Source organism: Streptomyces sp. NPDC055632, from assembly GCF_053618675.1.
The window spans coordinates 82335-104309 of record NZ_JBSHHY010000013.1 but is presented as its reverse complement, the minus strand read 5'-3'; the positions used below and the strand labels follow the sequence as shown (position 1 = coordinate 104309).

Genomic DNA, 21975 nt, shown 5'->3' with positions numbered 1-21975 from the left:
GCAGGCTAACCGGCTGTTGACCTTGGTGGGGGCGGAAGTTCGAACGTGTGCCCGCCCGGCTCCACCAGGGCGTCGTGGAGGCCGTCGCGCCGCAGGTGCGCAGCGAACGCCGTTCCCCGGGCGACGGACACGTCCCCCGGCGCGTCCTTCGCGCAGTGCACCGCCAGGCCGACGGCCCCGCCCCTGCCGGCGCCCTCGGTGCGCTGGTCGGCGCGGTACGGGACGGGCGCACGCAAGTCTTCCGCGCTGCCCCTGCGGGGCGGTAGGGGCCGGTTCCGGTACGGCCCCGCGCTTCGGTTCGGGGCCGTACCGGCTGCCCCGTATGCCCGGGCACGGAAGACCGCCCCGAAATCATGCATGCGTGCTTGATTGTTCTACGGGGTACTGACAAGGTCTCCCCAAGTCGCCGCCCCACCCGCGATCCTGTCGCTCACCTTCCACCTCTCCAGGGGGTCACACATGGTGTTCCACAGCGCGTACGAGGACGTCCGGACCGTCTCGCTCCCCATCCACGACGCGGTCCTCGGCCGCGCCGCCGGGTACGGGGACGCCCCGGCCCTCGTCGACGGCTCCGGCGCGGAGGGCGCGCTCACCCTCACGTACGCCCAGGTCGACGCCTTCCACCGGCTCGTCGCCGCCGGGCTCGCCGAGGCCGGCGTCCGCAAGGGCGACGTGCTCGCCCTGCACAGCCCCAACACCGTGCTCTTCCCCGTCGCCTTCTACGCGGCCACCCGCGCCGGCGCGTCCGTCACCACCGTCCACCCGCTCGCCACCCCCGCCGAGTTCGCCAAGCAGCTCCGCGACTCCTCCGCCCGCTGGATCGTCACCGTCTCGCCCCTGCTCCCCGCCGCCCGCGCGGCGGCCGAACTCGCGGGCGGGATCGAGGAGATATTCCTCTGCGACCAGCCCCCGGAGGGCGAGGCGGTCCGCTCCCTCCAGGCCTTCCTCGCCTCCACCGGACCCGTCCCCGACATCGAGGTCGACCCCGACGAGGACGTCGCCGCCCTCCCGTATTCGTCCGGCACGACCGGGGTACCCAAGGGTGTGATGCTGACGCACACCTCGATCGCCACCAACCTCGCCCAGCTGGAACCGTTCATCCCGATGGGACCGGGCGACCGGATCCTCGCCGTCCTGCCCTTCTTCCACATCTACGGGCTCACCGCCCTCATGAACGCGCCCCTCCGCCAGGGCGCCACCGTCGTCGTCCAGCCCCGCTTCGAGCTCGACACCTTCCTGCGCGCCATCCAGGAACACCGCATCAACGGCCTGTACGTCGCCCCGCCGATCGTCCTCGCCCTCGCCAAGCACCCGGCCGTCGCCGACTACGACCTGTCCTCCCTGGAGTACATCGTCAGCGCCGCCGCCCCGCTCGACGCCGCCCTCGCCGAGGCCTGCTCCAAGCGGCTCGGACTCCCGCCGGTCCGGCAGGCGTACGGCATGACCGAGCTGTCCCCGGGCACCCACGTCGTCCCGCTCGACGCCGAGACGCCCCCGCCCGGCACCGTCGGCAGGCTCCTGCCCTCCACCGAGATGCGGATCCTCTCCCTCGACGACCCCGCGAAGGACGCCGCGCCCGGCGAGGAGGGCGAGATCGCCATCCGCGGACCCCAGGTCATGAAGGGCTACCTGGGCCGCCCCGACGCCACCGCCGCCATGATCGACGCCGACGGCTGGGTCCACACCGGGGACGTCGGACGCGTCGACGACGACGGCTGGCTCTTCGTCGTCGACCGCGTCAAGGAACTCATCAAGTACAAGGGCTTCCAGGTCGCCCCCGCCGAACTGGAGGCGCTGCTCCTCACCCACGAGGGCATCGCCGACGCCGCCGTCATCGGCGTCACCGACGCCGAGGGCACCGAGGTGCCCAAGGCCTTCGTCGTCCGCCAGCCCTCCGCGCCCGGCCTCACCGCCGAGGAGGTCGTCGCGCACGTCGCCGCGCGCGTCTCCCCGTACAAGAAGGTCCGCGACGTGGAGTTCGTCGACACCGTCCCCCGGGCCGCGTCCGGGAAGATCCTCCGAAGGGAACTGAGGGAACGCGCATGACCACACTCGTCACCACGTCCGAGGAACGGGGCGTCACCACCCTCACGCTGAACTCGCCCGCCACCCGCAACGCCCTCTCCGCCGCCCTCGTCGGCGAACTCGCCGACGCGCTCGCCGCGTGCGGCAAGGACCCGGGCGTACGGGCCGTGGTCCTCGACCACGCCGGCGCCACCTTCAGCGCGGGCGCCGACCTGAAGGCGCCCCCGAGCCCGTACGACTTCGTGGCCCTGCTCCGGCGGATCGTCGAGCTGCCGAAGCCCGTCGTCGGCCGGGTCACCGGCCACGCGCGCGCGGGCGGCCTCGGCCTGCTCGGCGCGTGCGACGTGGTGGTGGCGGGGGAGGGGGCGGACTTCGCCCTCACGGAGGTGCGGATCGGGGTCGCGCCCGCCGTCATCTCCCTGACCCTCCTGCCCCGGCTGGAACCGCGCGCGGCGGCCCGCTACTACCTGACGGGCGAGCGGTTCGGCGTGCCGGAGGCCGTCGCCATGGGCCTGGTGACGGCGGGCGACGACGCCCTCGACGGCATCCTCGACGCCCTGCGCGCGGCCTCCCCGCAGGGCCTGCGGGAGTCGAAACGGCTGGTCACCGCTAAAGTCCTGGAGACCTTCGAGAGCGACGCGGAGGACCTGGTGCAGAGGTCGGCCACGCTCTTCGCCTCCGCCGAGGCGCGCGAAGGGATGACGGCCTTCCTCGAACGACGGGACCCCGCATGGCGGCTGTGACCGCACCCAAGCAGGACAGGAGCCGCGCCACCCGGCAGCGGCTCCTGGAGGCCGCCGTGTCCTGTCTGGCCGAGCACGGCTGGGCGGGCTCGACGGTCTCCGTGGTGGCGGAACGGGCCGGCGTCTCCCGGGGCGCCGCCCAGCACCACTTCCCCACCCGCGAGGACCTCTTCACGGCCGCCGTCGAGTACGTCGCCGAGGAGCGCTCCCAGGCGCTGCGGGCACTGCCCTCCGACGACCGCGCGGCGGCCGTCGCCGCCCTCGTGGACCTCTACACCGGCCCCCTCTTCCGGGCCGCCCTCCACCTCTGGGTCGCCGCCACCGGCGAGGAGCAGCTCCGCGCCCGCGTCACCGAGCTGGAGGCCCGCGTCGGCCGCGAGTCCCACCGCATCGCCGTCGAGGTCCTCGGCGCCGACGAGACCCGCCCCGGCGTCCGCGAGACCGTCCAGGGACTCCTGGACATGGCCCGCGGCCTCGGCCTCGCGACCCTCCTCACCGACGACCGCGCCCGCCGCGAACGGGTGGTCACCCAGTGGGCACGGCTGGTGAACGAGGCGCTGGCGTAGCGGTACGGCCCCGACCGGGAGGAGCGCCCGGGCCGGGAGGAGCGCCCGGGCCGGGAAGAGCGTCCGGGCCGGGAGGAGCGCCCGGGCCGTGAGGAGCGCCCCGACCGGGAGGAGCGCCCGGATCAGGAAGAGCGTCCCGATACGTGACCCGCGCCACATCCCTCCTGGGGCCCTCGCAGTATTCTGTTCGCATGCCTCCGCTCGTACGCCGTCGCCACGTGGACTTCGTCCGCGTCACGAGCATGAGCTGTCGACGCTCCGTCTGACCTCCACGGCCGCCCCGGTCCGGGCCCTCCGCCCAGGACCCCCGGCCCCGGCCCTCGCGGCCTCCCAGACCTTCCGGGGTACCACTCCACCCACCCCTCCGGGTCCGTCACCGAGCCCCAGCAGACCGGCACCCGCGGCACCCGCCCCACCCCCGGCGGCCGCCCCGGGCACCCGTAGACCCCGCGGACACCTCATGACCAGCAGCTCGTACTCCTCGCAGCTCCCCATCGTGGACCTCTCCGCCGCCGACCGCGGCCCGCAGGCCCGGAGGCTGCTCCACGCCCAGCTCCACTCGGCCGCCCACGACGTGGGCTTCTTCCAGCTCGTCGGGCACGGGGTGACCGAGGCCGAGACCGAGGCCCTCACCTCCGCCATGCGCGCCTTCTTCGCGCTGCCCGAGGCCGACCGGCTCGCCCTCGACAACGTGAACTCGCCGCACTTCCGCGGCTACACCCGCATCGGCGACGAGCGGACCCGGGGCGCCCGGGACTGGCGCGACCAGCTGGACATCGGCGCCGAGCGCCCCGCGCACGCCCCCGCGCCCTGGGAGGCCCCGTACTGGTGGCTCGAAGGCCCCAACCAGTGGCCCGAGGCCCTGCCCGAGCTGCGCACCGCCGCCCTGCACTGGATCGACCGCCTCAGCGGCGTCGCCGAGCGCCTGCTGCACGAGCTGCTCGCCTCGATCGGCGCGCCCGAGGACTTCTACGACGACATCTTCGGCCCGCACGCCCACCCGCAGCTCAAGCTGGTGCGCTACCCGGGCAGCAGCGGCGAGGGCGACGAGCAGGGCGTGGGCGCCCACAAGGACTACGGCTTCCTGACCCTGCTGCTCCAGGACCAGGTGGGCGGGCTCCAGGTGCAGCGGGAGGACGGGAACTTCCACGACGTGCCGCCGCTGCCGGGCGCGTTCGTCGTCAACCTGGGCGAGCTGCTCGAAGTGGCCACGAACGGCTACCTGATCGCCACCAACCACCGGGTGGTCTCCCCGCCCGGTGCGACGGAACGGTTCTCCGTCCCGTTCTTCTACAACCCGCGGCTCGACGCCCGGATCGCCCCGCTGGACTTCCCGCACGCCTCCACGGCCCCGGGCATCACCACGGACCCGTCGAACCCGCTGTTCGCGGAGTACGGGCGCAACGCCCTGAAGGGGAAGCTCCGCGCCCACCCGTCGGTGGCGGCCCGCCACCACGCGGAGCTCCTGCTGCACCCGGAGGGTCAGCCGGCGATGTCGGCGTAACCCTCGATGTCGCGCGGGTCCCGGCGGCCGGGACCCGTGTAGCGGGCCGAGGGGCGGACCAGGCGGCCGGTGCGCTTCTGCTCCAGGATGTGCGCCGACCAGCCGGCCGTGCGCGCACAGGAGAACATCGAGGTGAACATGTGCGCCGGGACCTCGGCGAAGTCGAGGACGATGGCCGCCCAGAACTCCACGTTGGTCGCCAGGACGCGGTCGGGGCGCCGGTTGTGCAGCTCCTCCAGGGCGGCCTTCTCCAGGGCCTCGGCGACCTCGAAGCGCGGCGCGGCCAGCTCCTTGGCGGTACGGCGGAGCACGCGGGCGCGGGGGTCCTCGGCGCGGTAGACGCGGTGGCCGAAGCCCATGAGCCGCTCGCCCTTGTCGAGGGCCTGCTTGACGTACGCGGTGGCGTCGCCGGTCCGCTCGATCTCCTCGATCATGCCGAGGACGCGGGAGGGCGCGCCGCCGTGCAGCGGGCCGGACATGGCGCCGACGGCGCCGGAGAGCGCGGCGGCCACGTCGGCGCCGGTGGAGGCGATGACGCGGGCGGTGAACGTGGAGGCGTTCATGCCGTGCTCGGCGGCGGAGGTCCAGTAGGCGTCGACGGCCTTGACGTGCTTCGGGTCGGGCTCGCCGCGCCAGCGGATCATGAACCGCTCGACGATGGACTGCGCCTTGTCGATCTCGCTCTGCGGGACCATCGGGAGGCCCTGGCCGCGCGCGGACTGCGCGACGTACGAGAGGGCCATGACGGCGGCGCGGGCGAGGTCGTCGCGGGCCTGCTCGGGCGAGATGTCGAGGAGCGGTTTGAGGCCCCAGACGGGCGCGAGCATCGCGAGCGCGGACTGCACGTCGACGCGGATGTCGCCGGAGTGGACGGGGATCGGGAACGGCTCGGCGGCGGGCAGGCCGGGGTTGAAGGCGCCGTCGACGAGCAGGCCCCAGACGTTGCCGAACGAGACGTGGCCGACGAGGTCCTCGATGTCGACGCCGCGGTAGCGGAGGGCGCCGCCCTCCTTGTCGGGTTCGGCGATCTCCGTCTCGAACGCGACGACTCCCTCAAGCCCGGGTACGAAGTCGGACATCAGGCGGCTCCTCTATCGATGATCGATCAAGTGGGTTGATCGATGGCGGGAATCAACAGTCATCCAGCCGAAGAGTCTGTACGGTTCCGATGATGCGGGGAAGCGTGACATCCGGCACACTCCGCCGATCCGGCGGGGAAGGATTAGGGCCCTCCGGTGCCGGGCAGACTGGCCCGCTGCCGCAGAATGGCCCCGTGACCGATTCCGCGAGCGACGATCCCACGCACCGCCCGGCGACCCGTCCGGCGGCCGGCGGGGTCCCGGACCCCGCCGACATGCGCGAGCAGTACCGCACCACGGAACTCTCCCCGGCCGACCTCGCGCCCGAGCCGGTCGCGCAGTTCACCCGCTGGTTCAAGGAGGCGGCGGAGGACCCGGCGATCCACGAGCCGAACGCGATGGTGGTCTCCACCGCGACCCCCGACGGCCGCCCGTCCTCCCGGACGGTCCTGCTCAAGCACTACGACGGGGCGGGGTTCGTCTTCTTCACCAACTACGACTCCCGCAAGGGCCGGGAGCTGGCGGCCAACCCGTACGCCTCGCTGCTCTTCCCCTGGCACCCGGCGGCCCGCCAGGTCGTCGTCACGGGCCGCGCCGAGCGCGTCGGGCGCGACGAGACGGTGGCGTACTTCCGCACCCGCCCGCACGGCTCCCGGCTCGGCGCCTGGGCCAGTCCCCAGTCCTCGGTGATCGCCTCCCGCGAGGAGCTGCTCGCCCGCTACGACGAACTGGCGGCCCGCTACCCCGAGGACGCCCGGGTCCCGGTCCCGCCGCACTGGGGCGGCGTCCGGGTCGTCCCGGACGCGGTCGAGTTCTGGCAGGGCCACGAGAACCGCCTCCACGACCGCTTGCGCTACGTCCGAGAGCCGGACGACACCTGGCGCGTGGAACGCCTGGCCCCCTGACCGGGAGCGAAAACGCAGACGACCCGTGAGCCTTGGTCCCGTCCGCCTAGGTTCGGACAGGAGCCGGCCGGACTGACCGGCGACTCACGGGTCGGGTGACTGCGTTGGTCTTCGGCAGACTGGCCTGCCGAGGTGCACAGAGTGCGACGGCAGGCCTTAGCCCGCAGTCACCTCACGAGTCCGAAAAGAAACCATTTTTCCGGATCACCTCCTTTCGCGTGTACCCCCACCCTAGGCACCGCCCCGGCACGCTTCAAGGGATTTGTTCGCGCCATCGGAACGCCGTCCGAGGGGCTCGTTCGCTCACTCCCGTTCGTTTCCGGCAGGAAACAATGTGGACGAAGGTGATGTGCTCTGCGTCACGTTCCAGTTGAATGGTTCACAGCATGGGGGGTGTCGGGTGAGTGCTTTCGCGGAGTCCACGAGTGAGGCCGCTTCCGTTCCCGGGGCGGGGGCCGATCTGTTGGCCGCGCTGCTCGACGGGATGGACGCGGCGCTCTGCGCCTTCGACGCCGACGGGACGGTCACGCACTGGAACCGGGAGGCCGAGCGGATCCTCGGGTGGTCCGCCGGGGAGGCCGTCGGGCGGCGCGGGTTCGAGGGGTGGGCGGCGCGGAGCGCGGACGCCGAGGAGACCCTGGGGCGCCTGATGGGGGCCATGAAGGGGGCCGGACGGCAGGTCCACGAGTTCACGCTGTTCCGCAAGGACGGCGGGCGGGTGCTCGTGCGGAGCCAGGCGGCCGGGATGCGGGGTGCGGACGGCGCGCCGGCCGGGGTGTACTGCGCGTTCAGCGAGGTCCACGTCCAGCTCGACCTGGAGCGTTCGGTCGCCCTCAGCGAGGCCCTGTTCGACGACGCCTCCTGGGGCGTCGTCCTGGTCGACGCCGACCTGCGCCCCGCCATGGTCAACGCCCACGCGGCCCGGTCCTTCGGGGCCGGGCGCACGACCCTGCTCGGGCGCCCGCTCGGCGACGTCGTCGTGCACGGGGCCGAGGAGCTGGAGGCCGCCTTCCAGCACGTCCTGGCGGAGGGCACCCCGCCCGCGCCCGCCGAGGTGTGGGTGACGCTGCGGACGCCCTCGGGGGAGCGGCGGCGCTGCTGGCGCAGCGGCTTCCTGCGGCTCGCGTCCCCGATGACGGAGGCGGCGGTGCCGCTGGGGGTCGCCTGGCTGTTCCAGGACGTGACCGAGGAGCGGCTCGCGGCGCGCGAGGCGGACCGGCTGCGGTTCCGGTGGAGCCAGCTCCACCGGGCGGGCGCGGCGGCGGCCGAGTGCGAGGACCCGGCGGAGGCGGCGGCGGTCCTCCTGGAGTTCTCGCTCGCCGGGTTCGCGGACCACGCCCTGGTGGACCGGGTGGCGGGCGACCGCCGTCTGACCCGGGCCCTGGCCGTCCCGGCGACCGCCCCCGGCCCGTCCTCCCCGCCCGTGGGCGGCGGCATCCCGCTGCGGTACGGGCCGAGGCACCCGGCGCTCCAGGCCTGGGACCGGACGGGCACGGTCCGGGCGAGCGCGGGCCGTACCGCCGAGGTGTGGGCGGAGGCCCACCAGTGGCCCGGCGACGCGGCGCACGCCCTGTGCGTGGTGCTGCGCTCCCGGGCCCGGACCCTGGGCGTCCTCACCTTCCTGCGGGCCGCCTGCCGCCCGGCCTTCGAGCGCGAGGACGCGGTCTTCGCGGAGTCGGTGGCGACGGGGGTCGCGTCGTTCCTGGCGCTCGGGGACGGGCCCCCGGCGTACTGACCCGCCCCACCGGCCCGGCATGCCGGGCCGCCGTACCGGTCCGGGCGCCGACAGGGCCCGCCCGCTCCGCGACACCCACTTTTTTGTGGGTACTTGTCGCTCCCCGGCCCCCGGGAGAACCTGGTGTCGGGCCCGGACGGAGAGGGGAGCGACGGGGCCTCAGGAAGCGGCCCGCGCTTCCGCGATCCGGTCGAGGCGCCGGTGGCCCCAGTCCGACAAGGGGCCGAGCAGTCCGGACAGTTCGCGTCCGGCCTCCGTCAGCGAGTAGACGGTCTTCGGCGGCAGGACGTCGTGCGCCTCACGGTGGACGAGGCCGTCCTCCGTCATCTCCCGCAGCGCCTGGGTCAGCACCTTCTCGCTGATCCCGGGGAGCCCGCGGCGCAGTTCGCCGGGCCGTTGCGGTCCGGACTCCAGCAGCCACAGCAGCGACGTCTTCCACTTGCCGTCGATCACGGAGATCGCGGCCGTGACACCGCAGACGTTCGTTTCCTGGCCCCGGCGGCTCGCCATGCGTGCCCCTCTCCTCGTTCGGTCACCCACGTGCCCGCTCCGACACACCCTTCACCACGGACAAAGGAAACACCGCCATGCCTTCTTCCCTCCGGCCCAACGCCGAGCAGCACTCCGTCACCGTCCTCGGACTCGGGCCGATGGGCCGGGCGCTGGCCGGCGCGTTCCTGGACGCCGGGGTCCGGACCACCGTGTGGAACAGGACCCCGGGCCGGGAGGGCGACCTGGCCGAACGGGGCGCGGTCCTGGCCGCGAGCGCCGAGGAGGCGGTCGCCGCGAGCGCCCTGACGGTGATCTGCCTGGTCAACTACGACGCCACCGACTCCGTGCTGCGCCGGCCGGCCGTCACGGACGCGCTCAAGGGCCGGACGGTGGCGAACCTGAGCGCCGACGTCCCGGACCGGGCGCGCGACACCGGCCGCTGGGCCGCGGAGCACGGCATCGGGTACCTGGACGGCGCCATCATGACCCCGACCCCGAGCATCGGGACGCCCGAGGGCGTTTTCCTGTACGGGGGTCCGGAGCCGCTCTATCTCGAACACCGGCCGGTGCTCGACGCGCTGAGCGGCTCCCACACGCACCTGGGCGAGGACATCGGACGGGCCGCCGCGTACGACGTCGCGCTGCTCGACATCTTCTGGACGTCGATGTCGGGGTACGTCCACGCCCTCGCGCTCGCCCGCGCGGAGGGGATCACGGCCCGGGAGCTGGCGCCGTTCGCGCAGGGGATCGGGGCGATCCTGCCGCCGCTGTTCGAGGAGTGGGCGGGGGACGTGGACGACCGCACGTACTCGGGCGAGGGGAACCCGCTCACCTCGGGCCTGTCGACCATGGAGCACGTCGTGCACGCCGCCGAGGGCCACGGGATCGACGCGAGCGTCATGCGCGCCACGGCCGCCCTGACCCGCCGCGCCGTGGACCGGGGGTACGGCACGGACGGCTTCACCCGTGTGACGGAGCTCCTGGACCTGCGCTGAGGGACGCGGAGGGGCCGGGCTCCCGGCCCGGGTCCGCCCGCCGTCAGCGGCGGTAGAAGATCCGGTCCCCGTACTCCGTCATGACGCGCCCGTTCCACTCGTGCCCGCCGTCCACGTTCCCCGAGCGCAGCAGCGGCGGCTCGATGCCGCGGCGTACGAGCTCCTCGGCGGCGGCGGCAAGCGTGGCCTGCATGAGGGCGCTGGTGACGACGGTGGACGCGGGCGCGAAGGGGGCCTCGATGCCCTCGTGGGTCAGCTCCGCGTCGCCGACGGCGATCCGGGAGTCGAGGACGATGTCGCAGTGGTCCTTGAGGTACGTGCCCGAGACGTGCCGGGACTTCGTCTCCGTCGCGTACGCCACCGAGGTGACGCCGATGACGGTGAGGCCGAGCGCGCGGGCGTTCATGGCCATCTCGACGGGCAGGGCGTTGCGTCCGGAGAGGGAGATGATGATCAGGACGTCCCCGGCCTTGACGGGGGAGGAGTCGAGGACCGCGCCCGCGAGGCCGTCGACCCGCTCCAGGGCGGAGCCGAGGGTGGCGGGCATGACGTCGACGCCGACGACGCCGGGGACGGCGAGCAGGTTCATGAGGGCCAGGCCGCCGGCCCGGTAGACGACGTCCTGCGCGGCGAGGGAGGAGTGGCCCGCGCCGAACGCGAAGAGCCGGTTGCCGTTCGCGACGGCCTCGGCGATGGCCGCCCCGGCGGCGGCGATCTCGGCGGAGTCCCCGTCGCGCACCTCCTGGAGCAGGCCGATCGCGGCGTCGAAGAACTGTCCGGCCAGCTTGCTCTCGCCCATCGCGGCGGCTCCTTCTCGTCGTGGTCGCCGATCACGGTGCGGTCTGGACCATTGCTCTGTCAATACCGTCTCCGGTAACGCCTCACGCGGGCGAGGCCCGGTTGTCCGTCCGATGCGTCAGAATTGGGGCAGGGCCAGCGCACGACTCATCGAGGGGCACGTATGTCCGGACTGATCGACACAACGGAGATGTATCTCCGCACCATCCTCGAGCTTGAGGAGGAAGGTGTGGTCCCCATGCGTGCCCGGATCGCCGAGCGGCTCGACCAGAGCGGCCCCACGGTGAGCCAGACGGTGGCCCGGATGGAGCGCGACGGCCTGGTGGCCGTGGCGAGCGACCGCCACCTGGAGCTGACCGACGAGGGCCGCCGCCTCGCCACCCGCGTGATGCGCAAGCACCGTCTCGCGGAGTGTCTGCTCGTCGACGTGATCGGCCTGGAGTGGGAGCAGGTCCACGCCGAGGCGTGCCGCTGGGAGCACGTCATGAGCGAGGCCGTGGAGCGGCGGGTCCTGGAGCTGCTGCGGCACCCGACGGAGTCGCCGTACGGGAACCCGATCCCGGGCCTGGAGGAGCTGGGGGAGAAGGCGGAGGCCGAGGCCTTCCTCGACGACTCGATGGTCTCCCTCGCGGACCTGGACGCGAGCGGCGGCAAGACGGTGGTCGTGCGCCGGATCGGCGAGCCGATCCAGACGGACGCCCAGCTGATGTACACCCTGCGGCGCGCGGGCGTGCAGCCCGGCTCCGTGGTCTCCGTCTCGGAGTCCGCGGGCGGCGTCCTGGTGGGCAGCAGCGGCGAGGCCGCCGAGCTGGACCCGGAGGTCGCGGCGCACGTGTTCGTCGCGAAGCGCTGAGACGCGGCTCCGCCGGAGAGCGGCGGAGCGCGAGGTGGGGCCGCCCGGGCCGAGAGGCCGGGGCGGCCCTTTCGCGTGTTCGCGTACGCGGTTGCGCGTGCGGGGCGGTACGGGGGCCGGGGCGGTACGGGGGCCGGGGCCGCCCGGCGCGCGTGCGGGCCCGGTGGCGGCGGGCCGCCCGGGAACCGGTCGCCGCCCTCCTGAGACACCGCCCCGGTTTACGTCGGAATGGCCACGCCCGCCCCTTCGGCGTGCCACGCTGGTACGAGCCGGGCGTGGAGGGGGTGGGGCCGTGAGGGCCGCGAACGACGCCGCCGAAGACAGAGGGCCCCGGCGCCCTTGGGCGCCGGGGCCTGTCCTCCCCGGTTCCGACCTGGAGCCCCGAGCTCTCAAGGTCGTTCCCCTCGGACCGTTTTTCCCCGAGCGGTCCGCCTCCCGCTCAAGATCTCCCCTCGGTCGTGGGCGTCAATCCTTGAGGCCTGTCACTCGAACGAGGGGTGTTGTGTGGCAGGAGAGCATTTTCGAATGCGAGTTCGATACTCTGGCGAGGTTCGACGGAAAAGAGGGGGTGCCGGAGACATGGCGCGACGACTCGACGTCACCGGGGCCGACGGCGTCCGGCTGACGGCCTGGGACCACACGGCCGGGCCCGCGGACGGCGGCACCGTCCCGCGACCCGGGCGGGGGCGCCCCGCCCCGAAGCCTTCCGCGCCGCAGGCCCCCGCCCCCGGCGTGTTACTCCTCCACGGGCTGATGGGCCACGGCGGCCACTGGGCCCGCGCCGCGAGCCGGCTCACCGGCGGGCACCGGCTCGTCGCCCTCGACCAGCGCGGCCACGGCGACAGCGAGAAGCCCGCCGCCGGACCGTTCACGCGCGAGGCGTACGTGGCGGACGCGGCGGCCGTCGTCGAGCAGCTCGGCCTCGGCCCGGTGACCCTGATCGGCCACTCCATGGGCGCCCTGACGGCCTGGCAGCTCGCCGCCGAGCGCCCGGACCTCGTCCGCGCCCTCGTCATCTGCGACATGCGCGCCTCCGCCCTCGGCGCGGCCTCGCAGCGCGCCTGGCAGGACTGGTTCCGGGGCTGGCCGGCGCCCTTCCCGTCCCTGGAGGCCGTCCACCGCTGGTTCGGCGACGAGGACCCCTGGGTGGAGACTCCGAACCCGGCCCGGGGCGCCTTCTTCGCCGAGGTGATGACCGAGCACGCCGACGGCTGGCGCCCGGTCTTCGACCCGGAGCAGATGCTGACCTCCCGCGAGACCTGGGTCCACGACGCCCACTGGGACTCGCTCGCCCAGGTCCGCTGCCCGACCCTCGTCGTCCGGGGCCTGGACGGCGAACTGGGCCGCGCCGAGGCCCAGGAGATGGTCCGGGTCCTCCCGCACGGTGAGTACGCGGAGATCCCGGACGCCGGCCACCTCCTCCACTACGAGCACCCGGACGCGTGGCGCGAGGCCGTGGAGCCCTTCCTGAACGGGGTCCTCACCCCGTAGGCCCTGGACGGGCCCCTCCTCCGCGCGCGGTCAGACGCCCGAGACGAACGCGGCCCAGGCGGCCGGGGAGACCTCGAAGGAGGGGAGGCCGGTGTCCTTGGAGTCACGGACGTGGACGGCGTGCGCGCAGGAGGCGACCTCGACGCAGGCGCCGCCTTGGTCGCCGCTGTACGAGGACTTCACCCAGGTGACGGCGACCTCGACGCAGTTGCCGCCCTGGTCGCCGCTGTAGCTGCTCTTGAACCAGTTGAGGTCGGTGCTCATAGCTCTCGTGCCACCTGTTCGATGATTCGTGCGGATTCCTCCGGGGTGTGGGCCTGCGCCCGCAGGGTGCTGTAGCGGGCGAAGACGTCTCCCACGTCCGGCTGCTCGCTCAGAAAGTACCTTCCGCCCTGCCCTTCGACATAGACGAGTTGATCTCGGCGTTCCTCGGTTTCGATGAGGATGAAGGGTCCGTTCAGCCCGGCGTGGGTCTTCGGGTCCTCCGGCATCACCTGGATCTCGACGTTGCGCAGCTTGGCCATGTCGAGGATGTGGAGCAGGTTCTTCCGGAGGACGTCCTCCCCGCCGAGCGGCTTGGTGAGCGCGGCCTTCTCCAGGACGAAGGTCACCAGCGGCTGCGGCTTGCGGAAGAACAGCTCCTGCCGCTTGATCCGCGCGGCGACGCCCGCCTCTATCTCTTCGTCCTCCAGCGGCGGGACCGCCGAGTTGAAGACGGCCCGTGCGTAGTCGCCCGTCTGGAGAAGCCCGGGAATCAGGTGGTTCTCGTACCAGTGGATGCCCGCCGCCTTGGCCTCCTCCCACAAGTAGTCCTCGAACCACGCCGCGATCCCGCTCGCCGTCACCTCCTCCGCCACCGCTAGAAGTGCACCTTGTGCACCCGTCATCTCGTCCGCGATGTCGACGAAGTTGCCCTTCGCCCGGCGCTCCCCGCGCTCGATCATTGCCACTTGGGACTTGGAATATCCGGTCTTCTGGCCCAGCACCTCCTGTGAGACGCCCGCGCGCTCGCGGTGGAAGCGCAGGAGTACGCCGAAGGCCTTCGAGGCTCCCGGAGCCTTCTTCTTCTCGTTGTTCACACCCGACCTCCCGAGTGCACAGTCCTGCACAACCGGACTGTGTCGCTGGTCACAGGAGACCACGCCCGGGAAGCTGGCCGCATGAATCTGCGCAAGACGCTTGACAGCGCGCCCACTTGGGTACCCGCGACCGGCCACGCCCTCCGTCACGCGGGCGTGCACTTCGACGCCGTACGGATCGGCGGGTTCCTCGGGGAGGACGTGGCGTACCGCCTGATGGCGTTCACGGACTTCCAGGCGGGCCCGGTCGTCCGGGAGGCGACGGGAGGGCGGAACCTGTACTTCCTGCTGCCGCCCCGCACCGCCGCCGCGTACGCGTGGCCGGCGCCGGTGCGGGCGCTGAGCGGGAACGGCAGGAGCGAGGCGTACGTGGGGATCCCGGCGCTGCACGGGTCGACGTGGCCGCTGGACTGGAGGTCGCGTCCGACGCTCGAAGATCCGTTCGTGGAGCCGAAGTTGTTGCATCAGCTCGTGAAGTCTGCTGTACGGTAAGCGCATCATCACGCTCTGTGAAAAGAGCGACCCCCGAGGGTGCTGCAACACACCTCGGGGGTCTTCACTTCTGGCCACCAAAGGAAATAACCAGAAATGTTTCGTCATGTTATCGCTCCTGTTCGTTCCTACACCAAGGCCGCGAACGAAGTCGTACGCCAACGGGGTATGAACAGCGACGCCAAGCTCCTCCTCCTCTACGTGCAGGGCCTCCCCGAGTCCGAGGCCGACAAGCCGCTCGGGGAGCACGCGGACGAACTGGAGCTGAAGCCCCGGGAGTACCAGCGGGCGAAGAAGCTGCTGACGGCGGGCGGGTACTTCCACGAGTGGAAGGTGCAGGACCACCGGGGCCACTGGAGCACCTCCCAGTTCCTCTCCAACGTCCCCCTCACGCGGGAAGAGGCGGTGGCGATCCGGAACGCCGCACCGGTGCAGCGGGAGGAGGACGGAACCGACCGGCCGAGTGGTGCGAATCCGGCGGTCGGTTCTCCGGAGACGCGGTCGGTCGGTGGCCTTCCTCCGGTAGACGAAGACTGTGGGAAGAACTCTTCCCACCCACCCACCGAAGAGCAGCCGGTCGAAGAGCCGTCGGCCGAGCCCGAAGTCGCCACGGCCGAGCGCCTGCTGCTCTCCCTCCGGCACCAGAGCCGGGACCTGCTGCTCGGCGTCCGGGAGGCCCGGGGCCTCGCCGAGGCGGCGGCGGAGTGGCTGCGGCGCGGGGTGTCGGTCGCGGAGCTGCGGCACGCCCTGACGGCCCATCTGCCGGTCGACGGCGTGCGGTCGGCGGTCGGGTTCCTCCGGCACCGGCTGACGGTGAAGCTCCCGGAACGCCCGTCGGAGACGGCGGCGGCCGTCCCGGCCGGGGGCGGGATCGTGATCTGCGAGGGGCCGGGCAAGGAGCACACGTTCCGGCAGGTGGGCGACGAGACCCACTGCCGCTCCTGCCGCCTGGAACGGGCCCGTACGCGGCCGGAACCGGCGCCGGAGCCGGGCGGCGGGGCGGTGGCCTGGCGGGACCACTTCGACAAGGTCGCCCGTGGGGTCATCACCTGAGCCGTTGAGCCGTTGAGCCGTTGAGCCGCACGGGCGGCGGGCGGCCGTGCCAGACTCGGGCGGCATGACGGAAGACCACCGCGAAGCGGCCCTGAGCGTCGGCGCCGAGGACGCCGAGCTCGGCACGTACCTGGGCGAGCGGCTCGACGCGTACAACCTCGAAGCGACCGGCACCACCACCGACGACCTGGGCGAGCTGTCCGTGAAGGTCGTCGACGCGGAGGGCGTGCTCGTCGGCGGGCTCACGGCCTCGACCTGGGGCGGGCTGCTCTCCGTCGACATGCTGTGGGTGCGCGAGGACAGCCGTCGTGACGGCTGGGGCGGCAGGATCCTGCGCGCCGCCGAGGCCGAGGCCCGGCGACGCGGCTGCGACCGCGCCTGCGTGTCCTCGTACACCTTCCAGGCCCCGGCCTTCTACGAGCGGCACGGCTACGTGGAGAAGGGCCGCGTGCCGGGGGTCCCGGGCGGTGCGGAGGACGTCTACCTGTACAAGGCGCTCTAGGGCCTGTCCGACCCTGATCCGCCGGACACGCCCTAGGAGGCCGGGGGCCGAGTCCCCACGGCCCGCAGGAAGTTGTCGGCGAAGAGCTCGACGGCCTCCTCCGGCGAGGGCAGGTCCGTCACGGGCAGGTGGGCGGCCATCTGGCGCAGGAGGAAGTGGGAGGCCAGGGGGCCGAGCATCTGCTGCACGAGGAGCAGCGGAGGGAGGTCGCGGATGCGGCCGGCGGCGATCTCGCCGGTGAGCCACGTCCCCACGCCCTCGACCATGCGGGAGAAGGCGTGCCGGAAGACGGCCTGGACGGCCGGGTCCTCGGGACGCGCGAGGGCGTCGGCGAACATGGCGGGCACGACGCGCGGTTCGCGGACGAAGGCCTCGGTCAGCAGGCGGTAGAGCGTGCGGACGGTCTCCTGGAGGTCCTCGTGCGGCGCGGCGAGGACGGCCTCGACGTCCAGGATCGGGCTGTGGCGCTCGTACACGGCGTGCAGCAGGCCGTCCCGGCCGCCGAAGGCCGCGTACAGGCTGTGCACGGAGCATCCGGCGCCGTCGGCCACCCGCTCCAGGGTGGCCGCGACGAGTCCGTGCTCGCTGATGAGGTCGGCGGCGGCGGCCACGGCCCGCTCGCGGACCGGCCGCTGCCCGCCGGGGTCCACTCCGGCGGCGCGCACCGCCTCGTCCAGGGCGCGACGGGAGCCCCCGAGGCGGCGCATCAGGGTGCTCCGGGAGATCCCGGCCTCCTCGGCGACCGCGATCAGGGGGACGTCGGCGACGGGGACGTCCCGGGCGCGCGCGACGCGCAACGCGGCCCGCACCAGGTCGTCGGGGACGGCGTGCGGCGGCGGATCGCCGGGGAGGCGCGGGCCACCGAGGGGCGACGGGTCACTGAGGTTTGACACATGGATAAGTCTACCCTGTAATCGTGTGTCATGCCGGATGTTCCCTCCGGCCGTCCTCCGCGACGCGGTGTTCCTCCGCGCCGGCTCCCGTTCACTCCCGTCCTGTCGACCGCCCGGTCCGCTCCCGCCGTGCGGGGCGGTCGCCGGACGGACCGGAAAGAGGCCCCCCATGCCCGAGCAGCACCGCACGCCCCCGGTGGAAGCCGTGGAGACCGACGCCCCCGGCCCGGGCCCGGGCACGCCCCGCAAACTGGCGGCCGTCCTGCTCGGCCTGACCGCCGTGGTCGTCCTGATGCTCTGCGCCTTCGCCCTGCCCGGCGTCAACGGCGGCCCCCACCAGGTCCCCATAGGAGTGACCGGCCCCCAGACCGCCGCCCAGGGGCTCGCGGAGAAGCTCGACGGACCCGAGTGGGACGTCACCGTCTACGAGGACACCGCCGCCCTCACCACCGCGATCCGGGAACGCGAGGCGGTGGGCGGCCTGGCCCTCGGCACCGGCGGGCTCGACGTCTACACGGCCACCGCCGGAGCCCCGACGGCCACCGGCGCCCTGACCGCCCTCGGCAACGCGGCGGCGGCGCAGCAGCAGGTGAAGGCCACCGTCCACGACCTCGTGCCCTTCCCCGGGGACGACCCGCGCGGCGCCGGACTCGCCGCCGCCGGACTGCCGCTGGTCTTCGGCGGGATCTTCCCCGCCGTCGTCCTCACCCGGCTCTTCCCGGGCCACTCCGGCCTGCGCACCCGCTTCGCCGGTGTCGTCCTCTTCTCGCTCCTCGCCGGACTCGCCGTCGCCGGGTGCCTCCAGTACGGAACGGGGTCGCTCGCCGGGAACTACTGGCTCACCGCCCTCGGCCTCGGCCTCGGCGTGGCCGCCCTGTCCATGACGTTCATCGGCCTGGAGGCGCTCACGGGCTTCGCGGGCCTCGGCGCCGGGGCCGCCGTCATGATGCTCCTGGGCAACCCCCTGTCCGGCCTCGGCAGCGGCCCGTACTGGCTCCCCTCCGGCTGGTCGACCCTCGGCCAGGTCCTGCCGCCCGGCGCCTCCGGCAGCCTGCTGCGCTCCCTCGCCTTCTTCGACGGCACCGGCGCGGCGGTCCCGGCCCTGACCCTCGCCGCCTGGGTCGCCCTCGGCCTCGTCCTGCTCCTGATCGCCGACCGCCGGGGCGGAAAGGCCGGGCGTGACGCGGTGGCGGAGGCGGAGCCGCGCACCGTCACGGCCTGAACCCCCTCCGCCGGGTCCGGGTGGGCGCGGTCGCCCACCCGGACCCCACGGCCGTCGGGGCGTCAGCCCTTGCTGACCGCCGCCAGGATCTCCGGCAGCCGGTTCGCCGTGCGCGGCGCCGCCGTCTTGAGGCCCGCCCACACGAGGAGCGCGCCGTAGAGGGCGCCCGCCGGCAGGAGGGTCCAGAGGAGGGACTGGCGGTCGGCGACGTGGAAGTAGACCGCCGCGCCGATCAGCGGGGCGCACAGCAGCGCCGCCGCCAGCATGCCGCCGAAGATCGAGATCCAGGCCAGGCCCGCCTGCCCCGGCACCACGTTCTTGTAGCCGCTGTCCTGCGGGATCGAGTACGGGTAGGCGGCCGAGGCCACCGCGCCCGTCGCCAGCATCGCGCCGAGCAGGCCGAACGCCAGGCCGAGCCCCTCCGCGAGGCGCCCCCAGTCGCCCAGGACGGCGGTCGTCAGGACCGTCACGAGCACCGTGAACGGCAGGGTGACGGCGAGCAGCGCGAGCGTCCGCGCCCGGAGTTCCGCGTACGCGTCGGCCGGTGTCGAGATGGTCTGCGCGACCATCCAGAACGCCGACGTGTCCTGCCCGAACTGGTTGTACATCAGCATGCCGAGCATGCCGGAGGCGAAGCACGCCCAGTAGATCGAGCCCGCGCCCTGGAGCGCGTTGAACACCGGCACGATCAGGCCGAGGGCGAGCGAGGTCACCCACGCGGCCTTCGTCTTCGGGTCCCGCCACACGTACCGCAGGCTGCGCTCCATGACCGCGCCCGTCCGCCCGCCCGGCAGGACCCGGCCGAGGAGGCCCGTGCCGCCGTCCTTCCCCCGGGCGCCCGCGTCCGGGGACGCGCCGATCGTGGAGCCGTCCGGCTCGACCATCAGCCGCACGAGGCTCCGCTCCCACCAGTACAGGAGCCCGGCGAGCGTCGCCGCCGTGAGCAGCAGCCGCACCGCCGCCACCGCGTGGTCGCCGTCGCTCGCCGCGTCCACCGCGCCGATCGCGGCGGCGGGCGGCAGCCAGCCGACGACGGACGCCGCCGGCTCGATCGCGCTCAGCCCGCCGGGCTCGCTGAGCCGCTGCGCCGCGAAGTTCACGACCTGGATGCCGACCGCGATGACCAGCCCGCTCAGCAGCGCCAGGTCCCGGCCCTTGCGGGAGGTGAGCAGCCGGATGTTGGCGGCGGCCACGGCCCGCGAGAGCGCCACGCACGTGACCGTCACCAGCGGCACGGCGAGCACGGCGACGAGCGTCGCGGCGGTGCCGTGCGCCACGGACAGCGCCGCGCCGAACGCCAGGAACAGCGTCAGTACGGGGCCGATGCCCACGAGCGAGGCCACGAGCAGCGCCCGGATCAGCGGACGGGGGAGCAGCGGCAGCATCACGAGCCGCGACGGGTCGAGGGTCTCGTCGCCGCCCGGCATGAACAGCGGCATCACCGCCCACGAGAGCGCGACCATCCCGGTGAGCAGGACCGCGACCGTGCCGGCGTTGCCGTTGCCCCGGAGAAGGACGAAGGACAGCACCATCCCGGCCGCGAAGAGGGCGCCGAAGACGGCGGAGACGACGTACGCGGCGGTCCGCCCGCCCGACTGCCGCAGCCCGTTGCGCAGCAGCGACAGCTTGAGCCGTACGAAGACGGAGGTGAGGGAGGGGACGGCGGCGGTGGCCGCGCCGGACGCGGGGGCGACGGCGCTCATCACTGCGCCCCGCCCGTACCCGTACCGCCCGCCACGCCCGTACCCGCACCCGCACCGCTCGCGGAGCCCGTGCCCGTACCGTTGCCGCCGCCGAGCCAGTCCAGCGAATCCCCCGCCGCCGCGCGCTCGTTCGCGCCCACCAGTTCCAGGAAGGCCGCCTGGAGCGAGGGCGCGTCGCCCCGGACCTCGGCCAGCGGGCCCTGGGCGCGGATCCGGCCCGCCGCCATGACGGCGACCCAGTCGCAGAGCGACTCGACCAGCTCCATGACGTGGCTGGAGAAGACGACGGTCGCGCCGGACGCGGTGTACCGCTCCAGGACGCCCCGGATGGTCTGCGCGGAGACCGGGTCGACGCCCTCGAAGGGCTCGTCGAGGAAGAGGACCTCGGGGTTGTGCAGGAGGGCCGCCGCCAGGCCGATCTTCTTCCGCATGCCGGTCGAGTAGTCCACGACCAGCTTGTGCTGCGAGCCGGTCAGGCCGAGCACGTCCAGGAGCTGGTCGGCGCGCTTGTCGACCTCGGCGCCGGGCAGGCCCCGCAGCCGGCCGCTGTAGGCGAGGAGTTCACGGCCCGAGAGGCGCTCGAAGAGCCGCAGGCCCTCCGGCAGGATGCCGATGCGGGCCTTGACCCGGGCGACCGACTCGGGGTCGGCCCACACGTCGTCCCCGGCGACCAGGATCCGTCCCTGGTCGGGCCGCAGCAGGCCGGTGATCATGGAGAGCGTGGTGGTCTTGCCCGCTCCGTTGGGCCCCACGAGCCCGATGAACTTCCCCGCGGGCAGGACCAGGTCGACCCCCTGCACCGCGATCTGCTGCCCGAAGCGCTTCCACAGCCCCTCGACCCGCACGGCGGGCACGGCACCGTCCCCCGGCGCCGTGCCCGTCTTCTCGAACACTCCCTCTGATGCCTGGTCAGGCATGCTCCGTCAGCCCCTCGGTCGTCCCCGTCGTTACGGGGCCCACCCTACGGGCGGGCCCCGCGGGGGCCCAGGAGTCAGGAGGCCCGGGCCGTCCTCGCGTCCGCCGCCTCGCGGCCGCACGCGTAGGCGAGGGCGCTGATCAGCTCCTCCGCGTCGGGCAGCCAGCGGTTCGCCGGGGTGGGGCGGCGGGCCCACTGCACGGCGCCCCGGCCGCCGACCCGGGTCGGCGGGGCCGCCACGTAGTACCCCTCGCCGCGCGTGACGAGGTCGAGAGAGGACGGGATCCAGCCCAGCTTGCGGACGAGGTCCGGGACCTTCGCGACGGCGCCCGGCAGGACGAAGAAGTACATCCGGCGGTCCGGGGCGCAGGTCACCGGGCCGAGCGTCAGCTCCATCCGCTCCATGCGGGCGAGCGCGAGGAAACCGGCCGACTCGGAGACCTCGATCGCGTCGAAGGTGCGGCCGGTCGGCAGCAGGATCGAGGACCGCGGCTGCTTCGTCCACATCCGCCGGGCGCCGACCCCGCTGCCGGTGGCCTGGGTCGACCAGTCGGGCCGGGACGGATGGGCGCCCGGCAGCGCGCAGTCGTCCGCGCCGCAGGAGCAGCGCTCCCGGCCCTCGGCGGCTTCCAGCCAGGTCCCTGGAACCACGTCCCAGTGCCGCTCTTCCGCGTACCGCACGGCGCTGTCCAGCAGCGGCTCGCTCCGCTGCTCGGGGACCCGCGCGGCCTCCGTGACTCCGATGGTCTCTTCCACGGTGAGCACAACTCCCGGCACCACCCGGGGTTACGGGCGGGGACGGGAAGCGGGGTGACGCAACGATTCCGCACGCGGGGCGCACCGGTGCACGGACGGGGGCGCGCGGAGGACCGGGGCGCGGGGGCGGGTACGCACAGGTGGGGGCGCCGGCGGGGCTCGCGGCCGACGTG

At 73.6% G+C, this 21975-nt stretch carries 23 protein-coding genes; 13 read left to right on the top strand and 10 right to left on the bottom strand.

Annotated features, from left to right (window positions below; genetic code table 11):
- Positions 1-5: 5 nt before the first annotated feature.
- Complete coding sequence (locus ACWGSR_RS18720) at positions 6-236, bottom strand: hypothetical protein (protein WP_453567562.1); 231 nt, start codon at positions 234-236, stop codon at positions 6-8.
- A 223-nt stretch (positions 237-459) separates the two neighbouring features.
- Between ACWGSR_RS18720 and ACWGSR_RS18715 the strand changes: the two genes are divergently transcribed.
- From ACWGSR_RS18715 to ACWGSR_RS18700, 4 genes are all read left to right on the top strand, one after another.
- Complete coding sequence (locus ACWGSR_RS18715; protein WP_376232532.1) at positions 460-2046, top strand: AMP-binding protein; 1587 nt, start codon at positions 460-462, stop codon at positions 2044-2046.
- A complete protein-coding gene (locus tag ACWGSR_RS18710) occupies positions 2043-2768 on the top strand; it encodes an enoyl-CoA hydratase family protein (RefSeq protein ID WP_376232530.1) in 726 nt (241 codons plus the stop codon). Before ACWGSR_RS18715 ends, ACWGSR_RS18710 begins: the two co-directional genes overlap by 4 nt.
- The gene (locus ACWGSR_RS18705) at positions 2756-3334 is read left to right on the top strand and encodes a TetR/AcrR family transcriptional regulator (RefSeq protein ID WP_376232529.1); all 579 of its coding nucleotides are present in this window, start codon (positions 2756-2758) and stop codon (positions 3332-3334) included. Before ACWGSR_RS18710 ends, ACWGSR_RS18705 begins: the two co-directional genes overlap by 13 nt.
- A gap of 460 nt (positions 3335-3794) precedes the next feature.
- On the top strand, positions 3795-4838 hold the full coding sequence (locus ACWGSR_RS18700) for an isopenicillin N synthase family dioxygenase (RefSeq protein ID WP_376232527.1): 1044 nt from the start codon (positions 3795-3797) through the stop codon (positions 4836-4838).
- Here the strand turns inward: ACWGSR_RS18700 and ACWGSR_RS18695 are convergent.
- Positions 4817-5917 carry a citrate synthase 2 gene (locus ACWGSR_RS18695; RefSeq protein ID WP_030208616.1) on the bottom strand — a complete coding sequence of 367 codons (1101 nt, stop codon included), beginning with the start codon at positions 5915-5917 and terminating at the stop codon, positions 4817-4819. The genes ACWGSR_RS18700 and ACWGSR_RS18695 overlap by 22 nt on opposite strands.
- 275 nt (positions 5918-6192) lie before the next feature.
- Here ACWGSR_RS18695 and pdxH point away from each other — a divergent pair, with 275 nt between their 5' ends.
- Both pdxH and ACWGSR_RS18685 read left to right on the top strand, forming a co-directional pair.
- Positions 6193-6822 (top strand): pyridoxamine 5'-phosphate oxidase, encoded by a 630-nt coding sequence (pdxH, locus tag ACWGSR_RS18690; protein ID WP_376232569.1) that lies wholly within the window; start codon positions 6193-6195, stop codon positions 6820-6822.
- A gap of 400 nt (positions 6823-7222) precedes the next feature.
- Positions 7223-8557: a PAS domain-containing protein gene (locus ACWGSR_RS18685; protein WP_376232525.1), complete on the top strand. Its 1335-nt coding sequence runs from the start codon at positions 7223-7225 to the stop codon at positions 8555-8557.
- A gap of 159 nt (positions 8558-8716) precedes the next feature.
- On the opposite strand, the gene ACWGSR_RS18680 is transcribed toward ACWGSR_RS18685, so the two are convergent.
- Positions 8717-9067, bottom strand: coding sequence for a winged helix-turn-helix transcriptional regulator (locus tag ACWGSR_RS18680; protein WP_453567560.1), 351 nt, complete (start codon positions 9065-9067; stop codon positions 8717-8719).
- 77 nt (positions 9068-9144) lie between these two features.
- Here ACWGSR_RS18680 and ACWGSR_RS18675 point away from each other — a divergent pair, with 77 nt between their 5' ends.
- On the top strand, positions 9145-10044 hold the full coding sequence (locus tag ACWGSR_RS18675) for an NAD(P)-dependent oxidoreductase (RefSeq protein WP_453567558.1): 900 nt from the start codon (positions 9145-9147) through the stop codon (positions 10042-10044).
- A 43-nt stretch (positions 10045-10087) separates the two neighbouring features.
- Here the strand turns inward: ACWGSR_RS18675 and ACWGSR_RS18670 are convergent, their stop codons facing one another.
- A complete protein-coding gene (locus ACWGSR_RS18670) occupies positions 10088-10843 on the bottom strand; it encodes an SIS domain-containing protein (protein WP_376232520.1) in 756 nt (251 codons plus the stop codon).
- 162 nt (positions 10844-11005) lie between these two features.
- Between ACWGSR_RS18670 and ACWGSR_RS18665 the strand changes: the two genes are divergently transcribed.
- Positions 11006-11695 carry a metal-dependent transcriptional regulator gene (locus tag ACWGSR_RS18665; protein ID WP_030208665.1) on the top strand — a complete coding sequence of 230 codons (690 nt, stop codon included), beginning with the start codon at positions 11006-11008 and terminating at the stop codon, positions 11693-11695.
- Between the two features lie 579 nt (positions 11696-12274).
- Positions 12275-13186 carry an alpha/beta fold hydrolase gene (locus ACWGSR_RS18660; RefSeq protein WP_376232518.1) on the top strand — a complete coding sequence of 304 codons (912 nt, stop codon included), beginning with the start codon at positions 12275-12277 and terminating at the stop codon, positions 13184-13186.
- Between the two features lie 30 nt (positions 13187-13216).
- Here ACWGSR_RS18660 and ACWGSR_RS18655 read toward each other — a convergent pair whose 3' ends face one another.
- Positions 13217-13450 (bottom strand): DUF397 domain-containing protein, encoded by a 234-nt coding sequence (locus ACWGSR_RS18655; protein ID WP_453567556.1) that lies wholly within the window; start codon positions 13448-13450, stop codon positions 13217-13219.
- Complete coding sequence (locus tag ACWGSR_RS18650) at positions 13447-14265, bottom strand: helix-turn-helix domain-containing protein (protein ID WP_453567554.1); 819 nt, start codon at positions 14263-14265, stop codon at positions 13447-13449. The genes ACWGSR_RS18655 and ACWGSR_RS18650 overlap by 4 nt, the downstream gene beginning before the upstream one ends.
- A gap of 81 nt (positions 14266-14346) precedes the next feature.
- Between ACWGSR_RS18650 and ACWGSR_RS18645 the strand changes: the two genes are divergently transcribed.
- From ACWGSR_RS18645 to ACWGSR_RS18635, 3 genes are all read left to right on the top strand, one after another.
- A complete protein-coding gene (locus tag ACWGSR_RS18645; RefSeq protein ID WP_376232513.1) occupies positions 14347-14757 on the top strand; it encodes a hypothetical protein in 411 nt (136 codons plus the stop codon).
- Between the two features lie 168 nt (positions 14758-14925).
- Entirely contained in the window at positions 14926-15810 is an 885-nt protein-coding gene (locus tag ACWGSR_RS18640; RefSeq protein WP_453567552.1) for a hypothetical protein, read from the top strand.
- A 64-nt stretch (positions 15811-15874) separates the two neighbouring features.
- Entirely contained in the window at positions 15875-16312 is a 438-nt protein-coding gene (locus ACWGSR_RS18635) for a GNAT family N-acetyltransferase (RefSeq protein WP_453567550.1), read from the top strand.
- 32 nt (positions 16313-16344) lie between these two features.
- Here ACWGSR_RS18635 and ACWGSR_RS18630 read toward each other — a convergent pair whose 3' ends face one another.
- On the bottom strand, positions 16345-17205 hold the full coding sequence (locus ACWGSR_RS18630; RefSeq protein WP_376232510.1) for a TetR/AcrR family transcriptional regulator: 861 nt from the start codon (positions 17203-17205) through the stop codon (positions 16345-16347).
- Between the two features lie 169 nt (positions 17206-17374).
- Between ACWGSR_RS18630 and ACWGSR_RS18625 the strand changes: the two genes are divergently transcribed.
- The gene (locus tag ACWGSR_RS18625; RefSeq protein ID WP_453567548.1) at positions 17375-18427 is read left to right on the top strand and encodes a hypothetical protein; all 1053 of its coding nucleotides are present in this window, start codon (positions 17375-17377) and stop codon (positions 18425-18427) included.
- Between the two features lie 62 nt (positions 18428-18489).
- On the opposite strand, the gene ACWGSR_RS18620 is transcribed toward ACWGSR_RS18625, so the two are convergent.
- The 3 genes from ACWGSR_RS18620 to ACWGSR_RS18610 all read right to left on the bottom strand — a co-directional run bounded on the left by ACWGSR_RS18620 (position 18490) and on the right by ACWGSR_RS18610 (position 21811).
- Positions 18490-20130, bottom strand: coding sequence for a transporter (locus tag ACWGSR_RS18620; protein WP_376232506.1), 1641 nt, complete (start codon positions 20128-20130; stop codon positions 18490-18492).
- Complete coding sequence (locus ACWGSR_RS18615) at positions 20130-21047, bottom strand: ABC transporter ATP-binding protein (protein WP_376232504.1); 918 nt, start codon at positions 21045-21047, stop codon at positions 20130-20132. The genes ACWGSR_RS18620 and ACWGSR_RS18615 overlap by 1 nt, the downstream gene beginning before the upstream one ends.
- A 74-nt stretch (positions 21048-21121) precedes the next feature.
- Positions 21122-21811, bottom strand: a complete 690-nt coding sequence (locus ACWGSR_RS18610) for a bifunctional DNA primase/polymerase (RefSeq protein ID WP_376232503.1) — start codon at positions 21809-21811, stop codon at positions 21122-21124.
- Between the last annotated feature and the right edge of the window lie 164 nt (positions 21812-21975).

What these genes read in the sequence shown, in the direction of transcription:
- ACWGSR_RS18715 (WP_376232532.1), top strand. Translation starts at nt 460, where the DNA reads ATGGTGTTCCACAGCGCGTACGAGGACGTCCGGACCGTCTCGCTCCCC.
- ACWGSR_RS18710 (WP_376232530.1), top strand. Translation starts at nt 2,043, where the DNA reads ATGACCACACTCGTCACCACGTCCGAGGAACGGGGCGTCACCACCCTC.
- ACWGSR_RS18705 (WP_376232529.1), top strand. Translation starts at nt 2,756, where the DNA reads ATGGCGGCTGTGACCGCACCCAAGCAGGACAGGAGCCGCGCCACCCGG.
- ACWGSR_RS18700 (WP_376232527.1), top strand. Translation starts at nt 3,795, where the DNA reads ATGACCAGCAGCTCGTACTCCTCGCAGCTCCCCATCGTGGACCTCTCC.
- ACWGSR_RS18695 (WP_030208616.1), bottom strand. Translation starts at nt 5,917, where the DNA reads ATGTCCGACTTCGTACCCGGGCTTGAGGGAGTCGTCGCGTTCGAGACG.
- pdxH (WP_376232569.1), top strand. Translation starts at nt 6,193, where the DNA reads ATGCGCGAGCAGTACCGCACCACGGAACTCTCCCCGGCCGACCTCGCG.
- ACWGSR_RS18680 (WP_453567560.1), bottom strand. Translation starts at nt 9,067, where the DNA reads ATGGCGAGCCGCCGGGGCCAGGAAACGAACGTCTGCGGTGTCACGGCC.
- ACWGSR_RS18675 (WP_453567558.1), top strand. Translation starts at nt 9,145, where the DNA reads ATGCCTTCTTCCCTCCGGCCCAACGCCGAGCAGCACTCCGTCACCGTC.
- ACWGSR_RS18670 (WP_376232520.1), bottom strand. Translation starts at nt 10,843, where the DNA reads ATGGGCGAGAGCAAGCTGGCCGGACAGTTCTTCGACGCCGCGATCGGC.
- ACWGSR_RS18665 (WP_030208665.1), top strand. Translation starts at nt 11,006, where the DNA reads ATGTCCGGACTGATCGACACAACGGAGATGTATCTCCGCACCATCCTC.
- ACWGSR_RS18660 (WP_376232518.1), top strand. Translation starts at nt 12,275, where the DNA reads ATGGCGCGACGACTCGACGTCACCGGGGCCGACGGCGTCCGGCTGACG.
- ACWGSR_RS18655 (WP_453567556.1), bottom strand. Translation starts at nt 13,450, where the DNA reads ATGAGCACCGACCTCAACTGGTTCAAGAGCAGCTACAGCGGCGACCAG.
- ACWGSR_RS18645 (WP_376232513.1), top strand. Translation starts at nt 14,347, where the DNA reads ATGAATCTGCGCAAGACGCTTGACAGCGCGCCCACTTGGGTACCCGCG.
- ACWGSR_RS18640 (WP_453567552.1), top strand. Translation starts at nt 14,926, where the DNA reads ATGAACAGCGACGCCAAGCTCCTCCTCCTCTACGTGCAGGGCCTCCCC.
- ACWGSR_RS18635 (WP_453567550.1), top strand. Translation starts at nt 15,875, where the DNA reads ATGACGGAAGACCACCGCGAAGCGGCCCTGAGCGTCGGCGCCGAGGAC.
- ACWGSR_RS18625 (WP_453567548.1), top strand. Translation starts at nt 17,375, where the DNA reads ATGCCCGAGCAGCACCGCACGCCCCCGGTGGAAGCCGTGGAGACCGAC.
- ACWGSR_RS18620 (WP_376232506.1), bottom strand. Translation starts at nt 20,130, where the DNA reads ATGAGCGCCGTCGCCCCCGCGTCCGGCGCGGCCACCGCCGCCGTCCCC.
- ACWGSR_RS18615 (WP_376232504.1), bottom strand. Translation starts at nt 21,047, where the DNA reads ATGCCTGACCAGGCATCAGAGGGAGTGTTCGAGAAGACGGGCACGGCG.